The organism is Rhodanobacter sp. ANJX3 (genome assembly GCF_014200755.1).
GTDB lineage: Bacteria > Pseudomonadota > Gammaproteobacteria > Xanthomonadales > Rhodanobacteraceae > Rhodanobacter.
The window spans coordinates 1-12418 of record NZ_JACHCM010000010.1 but is presented as its reverse complement, the minus strand read 5'-3'; the positions used below and the strand labels follow the sequence as shown (position 1 = coordinate 12418).

Below are 12418 nucleotides of genomic sequence, written 5' to 3'. Positions count from 1 at the left end.
CTGCACGATTAAACATATTAACTGAGCTGATGGGTGGATATAAAAGATATTCATGTCACTGATTGATGCCGACGGGCGTACGCTTGGGGAATAACGACGGCATACCCGCAGGAGAAGCTCGATGGATTTCGCTCATTCCGAACGCTCGCGCGCGCTGGCAGAAACGCTCAATCGCTTCATGCGCGACGAAGTAGACCCGGCTGAAAAAATCGTTGCCGACGAGCTTACCGGCAGCGGTGATTGGCGCACCTGGCACCAGCCGGCGGTGATGGAAACGCTGAAGGCCAAGGCGAAGGCGGCTGGACTATGGAATCTGTTTTTGTCCGAGCCCGAGTACGGCGCCGGCCTCAGCAACGTCGACTACGCGCCGCTGGCCGAGATCATGGGCCACTCGTTCATCGCGCCGGAAATCTTCAACTGCAACGCGCCGGACACCGGCAATATGGAAGTGCTGCTGCGCTACGGTTCGGACATGCACAAGTCGCGCTGGCTGAAGCCCTTGCTCGACGGCGAGATTCGCTCCGCCTTCTGCATGACCGAGCCGGATGTGGCTTCGTCCGACGCCACCAATATGCAGGCGACCGCCACGATCGAGGGCGACCACATCGTGCTGAACGGGCGCAAGTGGTGGTCCACCGGTATCGGTCATCCGCACTGCCGCGTGGTGATTTTCATGGGCCTGAGCCATCCCGATGCGCCGCCGCACCAGCGGCACACGATGGTGGTGTGCCCGCTCGATGCGCCGGGCGTCAGGGTCGAGCGCATGCTGCCGGTGTTTCATGCCTATGACGAGCCGTCCGGCCATGGCGAGGTCAGCTTTACCGATGTGCGGCTGCCGCTGGATCACGTGATACTCGGCACCGGCCGCGGTTTCGAGATCGCGCAGGGCCGCCTCGGGCCGGGCCGCATTCATCACTGCATGCGCGCGATTGGCGCCTCCGAGCGGGCGCTGTCGTTGCTGTGCGAGCGCGCCAGCGCGCGCGTTGCCTTCGGCAAGCCGCTGATCGAGCTGGGCGGCAACAAGGACATCGTGGCCGACCTGCGCATGGCGATCGAACAGGCGCGCCTGCTCACGCTGAAGGCAGCGTGGCTGATCGACACCCAGGGCGTGAAGGCGGCGATGAGCGAGATATCGCAGATCAAGGTCATCGTGCCGAACCTGGCGCAGAAGGCCGCCGATGCGGCCATCCAGATTCACGGCGCAGCCGGTTTGTCGAACGATTTTCCGATCACCGCGCTGTTTGCCAACGCGCGCATCCTGCGCCTGGCCGACGGCCCGGATGAAGTGCATCGCGGCCTGATCGCCAAGCTGGAGATGCGCGCCCAGGGGGCGGCCAGCGCCGCGAGGAAAGCACGATGACGGCGGCCGTCGATCAGGCGCGCAGCGTGCGCGAGGAAGACCGGCTGGATATCGGCAAGGTCGATGCGTTTCTCAAGCAGCATATCGACGGCCTGAACGGCGAGCCGACAATCTCGCAGTTTCCCGGCGGCGCATCCAACCTCACCTACCTGATCAGCTACGGCGAACGCGAACTGGTGCTGCGCCGCCCGCCGGCGGGCGTGAAGGCCAAGTCCGCGCACGACATGCTGCGCGAGGCGCGCGTCATGGCCGCGCTGAAGCCCCATTATCCGCGCGTGCCGACCATCCTGGCGATCGGCGATGATCCGGCCACGCTGGGCTACGACTTCTACGTGATGGAGCGCCTGCGCGGCATCATCCTCCGTCGCGACCTGCCGCCGGAGCTCGGGCTGGATGCCGACGGCGTGCGCCGGCTGTGCAAGGGCTTTATCGATCGCCTGGTCGAACTGCATCAGGTCGATGCGTCGCTGCCGGAGCTGGCCAGCCTGGGCAAGGGCGAGGGCTATATCGCACGGCAGGTCGGCGGCTGGAGCGATCGCTGGCGCAAGGCCTTGAACGACGACACCGACGCCTGCGACGACGTGCTCGCCTGGCTCGCCGAAAAACAGCCCGCGCGCGAAACCGCCATTTGCGTCATCCACAACGATTACCGCTTCGATAACGTCGTGCTCGATCCCGAGCACCCGCTGGATATCGTCGGCGTGCTCGACTGGGAGCTGAGCACGCTGGGCGATCCGCTGATGGATTTGGGCGGCTCGCTGGGCTACTGGATACAGGCCGATGACGACCCGGTATTCCAGTCGTTCCGACGTCAGCCGACCAACGCGCCGGGCATGCTGACGCGGCGCGAGCTGGTGGAGTACTACGGCGAGCGCACCGGCTGGAACGTGGACAACTTCGAGTATTACGAAGTGTTCGGGCTGTTCCGCGTCACCGTGATCATCCAGCAGATCTACCGGCGCTTCGTGCTGGGGCAAACCACCAACCCGCAGTTCGCCGGCTTCGGTCAGGCGGTGGCCTATATGAGCCAGCGCTGCCGTAAGCTCATCGCCGCGTCGAGCCTCTGAAGTATGGCGAGCGTACTGCTTATTCGTCACGGCCAGGCCAGCTTCGGCACTGCCGACTACGATCGGCTTTCGGACGTCGGCCAGGAGCAGTCGCGCCGACTCGGTCGCTGGTTCAAGCAAACCGGCCACGTTCCCGATCTTATTGTGGTCGGTCCGCTGCGTCGGCACGCGCATACGGCCGATCTGTGCGTGGAAGCGGCCGGCGTATCGGCGCCGCGTATCACGATCGACGGGCTCGACGAATTCGATCACGAAGAAGTGCTGGCTCGCCATCGCCCCGAGCTCGCCTCGCACGAGGCGCTGGTAGCTGAGCTGGCGAAGCTAGAACACCCGCATCGTGCCTTCCAGCAGATGTTTTCCGAAGCCGTGGCACGCTGGACCGGCGGCGAGTTCGATCACGAATACACGCGCAGCTGGCCGGCGTTTCGCGCCGCAGTGATAGGCGGCATGCAGGCGCTGGCGGCGCAGCAGGCGCGCACGATCTGGGCATTTACTTCCGGCGGCCCGATTGCGGTGATCGCCAATGCGCTGGTCGGTGCGCCGATCGCCGAGGTGTTCACGCTGAGTTGGCCGCTGGTGAACACCTCGACCAGTCGCGTCTCGATCGGCCCGCAGCGCCGCAGCCTGATCAGCTACAACGGCTGGCCGCATCTGGAAGGTGCCGATACGAAGGCAATGGTCACCTATCGCTAGTTTTCGTACTTCCAAATAGACGGCCAAACTTCAAACGATTCATCCGTCATCAAGGACTATCACTCATGAGCGCTACCGAACTGTTCGACCTCTCCGGCAAGATCGCCCTCGTTACCGGCGCCAGCCGCGGCATCGGCGAAGAAATCGTCAAGCTGCTGGCGGCGCAGGGTGCGCACACCATCGTTTCCAGTCGTCGTCAGGCCGACTGCCAGACGGTGGTGGATCAGATCGTGGCGGCTGGTGGCTCGGCCGAAGCCATAGCCTGTCACATCGGCGAGATGGATCAGATCGCTGCGCTGTTCGCGGCGATCGAGGAAAAGCACGGCCGGCTGGATATTCTGGTCAACAACGCCGCGACCAATCCGTACTTCGGCAGCATCCTGGATACCGAGCTGTCGATCTTCGAGAAGACCGTCGACGTCAATATCCGCGGCTATTTCTATATGTGCACCCACGGCGCCAAGCTGATGATCAAAAACGGCGGCGGCTCCATCGTCAACGTCGCCTCGATCAACGGCGTCGTGCCCGGCCATCTGCAGGGCATCTACTCGATCACCAAGGCGGCGGTGATTTCGATGACCAAGGCGTTTGCGGTGGAGTGCGCCGAAGGCGGCGTGCGCTGCAACGCATTGCTGCCCGGACTGACCGACACCAAGTTCGCCTCGGTGTTGGTGAACACGCCGGCGATCCTCAAACAGGCGATGGCGCACGTGCCGATGAAACGCGTGGCGCAGCCGTCGGAAATGGCTGGCACGGTGCTGTATCTCTCGTCGGCCGCAGCGTCCTACACCACGGGGGCCATCTTGAATGTCGACGGCGGTTATCTGTCGGTCTGATCGGTTCGGTCGTCTCATTATTTACTCTGGAGTTTCCGCATGACCCACGTTTCCGCACACCGCGTCGCGGGCAAGAAAGCGTTTATCACCGGCGCCGCCGGCGGCCTCGGCGCCGCGATGGCCAGGCTGCTGGCGCGTCACGGCGCCAAGTTGTTTCTCACGGACATCGATGAAGCCGCCGTTTACGAGGTGGCCAAAGCCATCAACGCGGAACATGGCGACACCGTGGCCTGGTCGGCGGCGCAGAACGTGCGCGACGAAGACCGTTGGCAGAGCGCTCTGGCCGAGGCCAACGGGGTGCTCGGCGGCATCTCGGTGCTGGTGAACAATGCGGGCATCGGTGCGATTGGCGGTGTCGAAAGCCTGCAACCAAAGGAATGGCAGCGGGTGATGGGCGTGAATCTCGACGCGGTCTATCTGGGTTGCAAATACGCGCTGCCGCTGCTGCGTCAACATCAGCCGGGTTCGATCATCAATATCTCGTCGATGGCCGCGTTCAAGGTCGATCCCGACTACACCGTCTACAATGCCTCGAAGGCGGCGGTGGCATCGCTGAGCAAATCCGTCGCGCTGGACTGCGCGCGGCAGAAGATGGACGTGCGCTGCAACTCGATCCACCCTTCGTTTATCCGCACCGGCATCGTCGAGCCGTTCTTTGAGCAGCTCGGCGAAGAAGAGGCGTTGAAGAAACTCACTCGCGGTGTGCCGCTGCGCCGGCTGGGCGACGTCGACGACGTGGCTTACGCTGTGCTCTATCTCGCCTCCGACGAGAGCCGTTACATCACCGCGGCCGAGTTCCGCATCGACGGCGGCGCTTCGGCCGTTTGATGCGCCGGGCCGACACCGATTCCATTCGTTCCTACAGGAAATCATCATGTCCACGATCAACCGCCAGCTGCGCCTGAAAACCCGTCCCGAAGGGCTCGTGCAGCGCGCCAATTTCGATCTCGTCGAGCAGCCGCTCGATGAGCTGCAAGACGGCGAAGTGCTGGTGCGCACGCTGTACATTTCGATGGACCCGACCAATCGCGTGTGGATGCGCGATATCCCGCAATACATGCCGCCGGTAGCCATTGGCGAGGTGATGCGCGGCTTCGGCCTGGGCCGTGTGGTGAAGTCGCGCTCCTCGCGTTATAGCGAAGGCGACCTCGTCCAGGGCCTGATCGGCTGGCAGGACTATCTGGTTATCAACGACAGCGCCAAGGGTTACGTGCGTCTGCCGGCCGACCCTGGCATTCCGCTGCCAACCCTGCTGGGCGCCTGCGGCATGAGCGGCGTCACCGCGTATTACGGCATGACCGATATCGCACCGGTCAAAGCCGGCGAAACGCTGGTGGTATCCGCGGCGGCCGGTTCGGTCGGCTCGATTGCGGGGCAGATCGGCAAGATCATGGGCGCGCGCGTGGTCGGCATTGCCGGCGGCGCGGACAAATGCCGATATCTTGTCGACGAACTGGGCTTCGATGCCGCCGTCGACTACAAGGCCGAGAACTGGAAGCAGGCGTTGAAGGAAGCCACCCCTGACGGTATCCACGTCAACTTCGAAAACGTCGGTGGCGAAATCATGGCGGCGGTCATGTCGCGCATGGTCATCGGCGGTCGCGTCGCGCTCTGCGGGCTGATCTCCGGCTACAACAGCGATGGTCGCGCCAGCGACAACTACAGCGTGATCATCATCAAGCGCCTTATCGTCAGCGGCTTCCTGGTACTCGATTACACCAAGACCAAGGAAGCCGTGCAGGCATTGGCCGGCTGGATCCGCGAGGGCAAGCTCAAGGCCGAGGAAACCGTGGCCGACGGTCTGGAAAACGCGCCCGAGGTCATCAATCGCCTGTTCGACGGCAGCCACCGCGGCAAGCTGCTGTTGAAGATCGCTTCGGACATGTGATGACCTGCCGCCGATTTGCCACGCGTCTGAAATCTTCCGGAAATCGGACGCGAGGCCGAGCCCGCTTTCATTACCCCACAGGGCGGCCGCTTACGGACAGGCAATACATCCATCTGGATTGACACGGCAGCAAGGCTTGCACCAGCATCGGACTCCCCACGGAACGGAGATAAGCGATGAGTACGGGCAAGCTGGTTTTTGCATTGGCGTTGCTGTTGGCGGCCTTGGTGGGCGGCCTCTACTTCGCGGACTGGCTGGTGCTGTGGATGCTTGGGCTGAAAAACGTGCCTGTGGCCTGGAACACCTGGTGGCAGTACTTTCAGGCGCTGGATCTGCCGCAGGTCGCGCCGTACGTCGGCAAGATAAAAGCGGCCGGCGCCGTCGGCTTCGGCTTGCCACTGCTGGTGTGGGCGATACTGCTGATCCCGATCTTCAAGGGCAAGGCCGAATCCCTGCACGGCGATGCGAGCTTCGCGAAACTGTCCGACCTGAAAAAGGCCGGGCTGCTGACGCGCACGCCGCAAAGCATCCTGGTCGGCAAGTATCAGGGCCATTATCTGTGGCTGGGCGGCGCGCAGCACGTCATCACTATCAGCCCGACCCGCTCGGGTAAGACCACCAGCATCGCGATTCCGGTGCTGCTGTCGTATCTGCAGTCGATGGTGGTGCTGGACTTGAAAGGCGAGCTGTTCAAAGCCACCAGCGGCTGGCGCGAGTCGCAGGGGCAGGCCATACGCGTGTGGGCGCCGTACGACGAAGCGGGCAATACCCACCGCTTCAATCCTATGAGCACCCTGGCCGGCATGGACCCGGGCAAGCGCATCGGCGAAATCCAGACCATCGCGGCCATTCTTTATCCGGACGAGCAGGGCAAGGATCCGTTCTGGACCTCGCAGGGTCGCGCGGCGTTCACCGCCTTTGCTTCTTACCTGTTCGAGGCGTGGGACGAGGAGTTCCGTCAGTTGATGACCGGCCGAGCGCCACCGCTGGTGATGCCGGATATCAATACCTCGCCGAAATTTCCCAGCCTCGAGCGCATCCTGCGTTTCTCCAGCGGTACGGACGGCCAGAGTACCAAGGAGATGCTGCAAAACATTCTGAAAGATCCCAGCTATGCGTTCGTCAGCCCGCAAACGCGCACGGTATTCGGCAACCTCGCCGGCCTGGCCGAGCAGACCTTCTCCTCCGTCATCGCCACCATGCAGGCACCGCTGCAGCAGTTCCTCAGCCCGGTGCTGGCGGCGGCCACCAATGCCACGGACATCGACATCGGCAGCCTGCGCAAGCGGCCGACGACGCTGTACGTGATCATCCCGACCAACAAGCTGGACGAGAGCAGCAAACTGCTCAACATCTTCTTCAGCACCGTGATCGGCAACAATCTCACCAAGCAGCTGGGCGAAGAGCCGGACCTGAAATACCAGATGCTGATGCTGATGGACGAGTTCACGGCCATGGGCCGGGTGGACGTATGGGCCAAGCGCATCTCGATCTCGGCCAGCTACGGCGTGCGCGACTTGTGCATCGTGCAGAGCCGCGCGCAGCTGCGTTCGGCCTACGGGGACAACGACGCGCAGAACTTCATCACCAACCACGGCGCGCAGATCGTGTTCGCGCCGCGTGAGCAGAGCGACGCCACCGAATACAGCGAAATGCTCGGCTACAAGACCATCCGCAAGCGCCACCAGAGTCGCAGCAGTGGCGGTGGGCAGCGCTCCACTGTCTCGGTCAACTACACCGAGGAAAAGCGCGCGCTGTTCCTGCCCCAGGAAATCAAGGAACTCCCCGCCGATGACGAACTGATCTTCTACGAAGGCTGCAAACCCATCCGCGCCAAGAAGAACTGGTTTTTCAAGGACAGCAACTTCAAAAAGCGGGCGAGCATCGAGCCGGTGAAGATCGGGCGGGTGGGGCAAACGTCCTTGTTGGAAGCGCCGAGTGACGTCATCGATGCGAAGAGCGATCGAGCCGCCGCGGCGTTGCGGCAATGAATAAAAGTCCTTTTTCAGTGGCAATAAGCCGAGCCAATAAAAGGAGATGAGTCCATGACGGGATCCTATTTGAAATGTCCCCTGGACCAGCGATGAGGAACTACTCGATGCGTTTGACAAAGCTTGTTTTTGCGCTATGCCTGATGGCGCTGGCGCCTCATGCTTTTGCCGCCAGCTTCGATTGCAGCAAAGCGGCATCCTCCACGGAAAAGCTGATCTGTAGTGATGCTGAGACGTCTGCCCTGGATAGCAAACTGCAGCAAGCCTACAAGACGGCATTGACCGCAACTGATGCGTATGGAAAAAGGGAGTTGGCTAAAGAGCAACGTAACTGGATTCAATATACTCGTGGCATTTGCCAGGAGGCGTCTTGTTTGCGACAGGTCTATACCGCTCGTATAGCCGTGCTGGCGCGTAATGAAAAAAATATCCTCGATGGCGAGGTGTACTCACACTGTGAAACGCCAAATGATGGCAACCCTAGTGGCCGTGAATGCGTAAATGTGGTGCCCATTCGAGATCCCAACTACCGAGTTGACTCGTTCAACCAATCGCTGACGCAGCAAAAGCAGAAGGGCCGAATCATCGGCTGCAACCGGCTGATTGATCTGCCGGTGGGCACGGCCGGCAGTAACCATAGTTTTGGCGGCTTCTGCGTCTTGCAGGATGATTCGCAGCGCAAGAATGTGGAGATCTGCAACGATGACATGTTCGGTCATTTCCATGTGCAAACGGTCAGTGCGCAGGATGCGTCCGATAAGCATTTGATCGATTTCATCTACGCCCAATGCTATGGGGGCTGATGCCCCTCACACGAATCAGAAAGTAGTCTGTCATGTCCGATAGCGTCACTATTACTCGCGAACAGCTGCGTACATTTATGTTGCCACTGAGCTAGGAGGAAAAGAGGTTGACTCGAATCACTTTTCCTATGCAGGGCTTGCTAAAAGCACTTATTCATTTGGTCAGCTTCAATACGGTTCGGAAACAGCGACTCGGCGAGACAGTTTCTAAAAGAAATCAATGCTATGTGAGGGTAGACCAGTGACTAAACGCCGATATGTAACCCACGTCGTCTCGGGCTTAAGCGCCGTGGTGCTTTTTCTTTCTCTTGCGGCAGAAGTTGGAGCGCAACCTGAGGACCATCCTCCAAAATCCGCGGCCTCAGATACTGTCCCGCCCGGCAAGTACACGACTGAGGCTGGATGGGGGAATCTGTCCATCTCAAAAACGAAAACGGGAACAACGATCTTCGAACTTCAGTCAACAACCGGCGAAGATGTGTGCCATATCCAGGGTGCGGTTATCAATGGAGAAGGTTCTGCGACCGACAGTGAGAATGGCGCCGTTTGCAAAGTTAAATTCACTAAGACAGATAAAGGTATCGATGTCTTGGCGGATACCCCCAAAGAATGCAGTGGATTTTGTGGAGCAAATGGTGGTTTTAAAGGACAGTATCTAACTGTTCCTGAAGGGTGTTCTTCGGATGAGGTCGATAAGGCCCGAAGTAATTTCAAAAAGTTGTACCTCAGGAAAGATTACAAAACAGCACTTGTCACGCTTCAGCCGTTATTGAAAAAATGTACCGCTACTCTTAACTTTATCGATCTGGGCGATATTCGCAACGATGTGGCAATCACGCAGTACAAGGTTGGCTTATATAGCGAATGCATTGATACGCTAAATCCGTACGTTGTCGATGCCGGGCGAAAGGATAGCGAAGTGACGAACGACTGGCCGCCAAATCAAGCGGCGGATTATTTAAAAATCGTCAAATCGTCTCGAACAAATATTCGACTTTGCACAAAGTGAAGGCGAAATTGTCTGATTTTTGAAGGAACAAAAAAATGGCTATCGATTCCAATCTGAGCGATTCAGAAATAAAGGCACTTGCATACTTTGCCGTAGGCGTTTCATCCGAGGGTAGCGTCGGAGGTCGCGACGTCTCGAATAAGCTTTCTTTTGCAGGTAGCATGCATGAAGGCAAACTGCATCCTGTGGGAAACAGCGGATATTCTTTCGGCACATTACAGACCGATCTCGGCCAGCATCCAGAGATGGCGCCGGCGCTAGTATCGTCCTATCAGGCTTGGGCTGCAGCGAACCAGCCCGGCTGGACTTTAACTAGTGCACAAGAGGCGCAGACGATCAATGACCTTGGTCGCGATGGCCACACCATAAAAGATGAACATGGACGCCCGCTGGATGCGACCGTCAAAGCGCATTTAGACGCCTTCATGAAATCTGACGACGGCATTAGTTTTGTCCATGATCATGATGTGAGGCAGGTGGGCCAGCTCACCCGAAAGGGAGATGGCTATAAAGACCGCGGCAGTGCAGTCGAGCAGTTACAGGCTACATCGCTGTATAAGAGCGCTACAGTCGATGATCAAGCTAAGTTGGCGACTATTATGCTCAAGCTTGAGAATCAGAGCGGGCATGCATATTACCCGAAAATACTCAAGAGCATTAATGAGGGTGAGCTGAAAAACGTTGATGATGTAAAGCATCAAGTTGCCGGTATCTTGCCAAGAAGCAAGGATAACAAGCCAAGTTATATCGAGGCAGGCATGGATCATGCTCTGAATGGTGCAAACGCATTTCTTAAAATTCGCAATGCAGACCCTCAGAGCGATCTGCATCAGTCATGGCAAAATGTTATCGCCGATCCCCTGGTTAATCCGACGAAGGCTGGCCTTGACTCTACTAAGCCGACGCTAGGTTCTGATTACAACGCTGTCAAGGAACAATTTCTGCATGCTAACGGGAGCGTGCAAGAGCAAAAGCAAACCGCGCATACTTCAGGCTTGCTTCGAGAGGGCGCACGTAGTGAAACGGTGCGAGCTCTACAGGGCGACCTACAAGCACTTGGCTATATCGATCCCCAAGTCCAGCTCAACGAACATTACGGCCCCGCCACCAAAGCTGCGGTGCTTGCCTTTCAGCTCGACCACGGCTTGGGGCAGGATGGAGTCGCTGGCCCGAATACCCTGAAAGCCATTCACGATCAACATCAGGTGCAAGCGCTCGGTCTTTCCGCGCTGCAGCAGCCCAACCCGGCCTCGACGAAGTCAGTAATTCCGAACCAGGGGCTGGCCCTGGACGATCCGCGCAGTGCGTTTAGTCCCAACAACGCGCTATACAACGAATTGAAGACGCGTATTCCCGACGCCTCTGAGAATCGCTTGTTGCAGTTCACTGCTGCCTGCCATGCAAACAAAATTACTGGAGAAAATCTCACGATTATTCATCTTGACGAAACGAATATGAAGATCGGTTTTCATGGATCGAGCTTTCTATCCATCCCGGCCACCGTCGATTTGAATACTCCGCCGCCGCAACCCAATCAATCAATTCAGCAGATTCAGCAACACGACCAGCAACAGGCGCAGATGATGGGTCAGATTCAAGCGCAGAACACGCAGATCAACCAACAGGCGTCACAAGGGCCTGCGCCAGGCAGCCCAGGTCGATAGGAGGCGCTCGTCCTTGATTTACAGCATTCGGCGATGCGTTTGTCGGCTTGGCGACGTCAGCTTCTCCAAACTGTCTGACCTGAAAAAACAGGCCTGCGGACGTACGCCGCATAGCATCCTGGGTGGCCAGTATAAGGGTCGCTAACAACAAGGAATTTTTAATGACAAAAGTGTATTTGAAATTTTACTTGCCCTCACCATAAGAGCGTAAACGATGCTCGCAATGAAGTTTCTTTTTATGCTTGGCTTGGTGGGTCTGGTACCTAGTGCATTCGCCGCCAGCTTCGATTGCAGCAAGGCGACAGCCCCTACGGAAAAGCTGATCTGTAGTGATACTGAGACGTCTGCGCTGGATAGCAAGCTGCAGCAAGCCTACAAGACGGCACAGGCGGCGGTGTCGGAAGCTGTCGATAAAAAGGCTTTGGCTAAAGAACAGCGTAACTGGATTCAATACACTCGCGCCATTTGCCAGGACGTGGCTTGTCTGCGACAAGTCTATGCCGCGCGCGTAGCTGTGTTGGCGCGCAATGAGAAGGACATCATTAACGGCAAGTCATACTGTGTGATGCCAAGTGGCGGTGGGGGCGAGCACGAATGTGGTGTCTATGTGGTGCCTTACCGTGATCCGAACGATCGGATTGATTCGTTCAATGAGTCATTGGCACATCAGAAGCATAGCGGCAAGATCATTGGATGCAGCAAGCTCATCGATCTGCCGATAGGTAGGACACACGCCAATCATAGTTTTGGTGGCGTCTGCACATTGCAAGATGGGGCACAGCGCAAAGACGTTGAAATATGCAACGACGATATGCTTGGGGGATTCAAGCTGCAAATGGCTAATCCACAAGATGTTTCCGACAAAAGTCTGATCGATTTCGTCTACGACAACTGCACGGATTGATCTCCAGACAAGAGCCAGCAAGGAGCCAGCATGTCGAATAGCGTCACTCTCGGGGGGGGGGGGGGGGGGGGGGGGGGGGGGGGGGGGGGGGGGGGGGGCGGGGGGGGGGGCGGGGGGGGGGGGGGGGGGGGGGGCGCCCCCCCGGCGGGCCCGCCCACCCAGCCCCCCCCCCGACACCCAGACAGAAAGAGCCCACCACGCAA

11 protein-coding genes are annotated in these 12418 nt (G+C 58.8%); all 11 read left to right on the top strand.

What is annotated here, in order from left to right:
* Positions 1-121 precede the first annotated feature (121 nt).
* On the top strand, positions 122-1360 hold the full coding sequence (locus HDE76_RS18990) for an acyl-CoA dehydrogenase family protein (protein ID WP_184509892.1): 1239 nt from the start codon (positions 122-124) through the stop codon (positions 1358-1360).
* Positions 1357-2427, top strand: coding sequence for a phosphotransferase family protein (locus HDE76_RS18985; RefSeq protein ID WP_184509890.1), 1071 nt, complete (start codon positions 1357-1359; stop codon positions 2425-2427). The genes HDE76_RS18990 and HDE76_RS18985 overlap by 4 nt, the downstream gene beginning before the upstream one ends.
* Positions 2428-2430: 3 nt before the next feature.
* Entirely contained in the window at positions 2431-3120 is a 690-nt protein-coding gene (locus HDE76_RS18980) for a histidine phosphatase family protein (RefSeq protein WP_184509888.1), read from the top strand.
* 65 nt (positions 3121-3185) lie between these two features.
* Positions 3186-3956, top strand: coding sequence for an SDR family oxidoreductase (locus HDE76_RS18975; RefSeq protein WP_179477363.1), 771 nt, complete (start codon positions 3186-3188; stop codon positions 3954-3956).
* A 39-nt stretch (positions 3957-3995) separates the two neighbouring features.
* Complete coding sequence (locus tag HDE76_RS18970; RefSeq protein ID WP_184509886.1) at positions 3996-4784, top strand: SDR family oxidoreductase; 789 nt, start codon at positions 3996-3998, stop codon at positions 4782-4784.
* 46 nt (positions 4785-4830) lie between these two features.
* The gene (locus HDE76_RS18965) at positions 4831-5844 is read left to right on the top strand and encodes an NADP-dependent oxidoreductase (RefSeq protein ID WP_184509884.1); all 1014 of its coding nucleotides are present in this window, start codon (positions 4831-4833) and stop codon (positions 5842-5844) included.
* A gap of 176 nt (positions 5845-6020) precedes the next feature.
* Positions 6021-7835 carry a type IV secretory system conjugative DNA transfer family protein gene (locus tag HDE76_RS18960; RefSeq protein WP_184509882.1) on the top strand — a complete coding sequence of 605 codons (1815 nt, stop codon included), beginning with the start codon at positions 6021-6023 and terminating at the stop codon, positions 7833-7835.
* Positions 7836-7942: 107 nt separating this feature from the next.
* Complete coding sequence (locus HDE76_RS18955; RefSeq protein WP_184509879.1) at positions 7943-8638, top strand: lysozyme inhibitor LprI family protein; 696 nt, start codon at positions 7943-7945, stop codon at positions 8636-8638.
* 241 nt (positions 8639-8879) lie between these two features.
* On the top strand, positions 8880-9647 hold the full coding sequence (locus HDE76_RS18950; protein ID WP_184509877.1) for a hypothetical protein: 768 nt from the start codon (positions 8880-8882) through the stop codon (positions 9645-9647).
* Positions 9648-9682: 35 nt separating this feature from the next.
* The gene (locus HDE76_RS18945; RefSeq protein ID WP_184509875.1) at positions 9683-11311 is read left to right on the top strand and encodes a peptidoglycan-binding protein; all 1629 of its coding nucleotides are present in this window, start codon (positions 9683-9685) and stop codon (positions 11309-11311) included.
* A 223-nt stretch (positions 11312-11534) separates the two neighbouring features.
* On the top strand, positions 11535-12215 hold the full coding sequence (locus HDE76_RS18940; RefSeq protein WP_184509874.1) for a lysozyme inhibitor LprI family protein: 681 nt from the start codon (positions 11535-11537) through the stop codon (positions 12213-12215).
* The last annotated feature ends 203 nt before the right edge of the window (positions 12216-12418 follow it).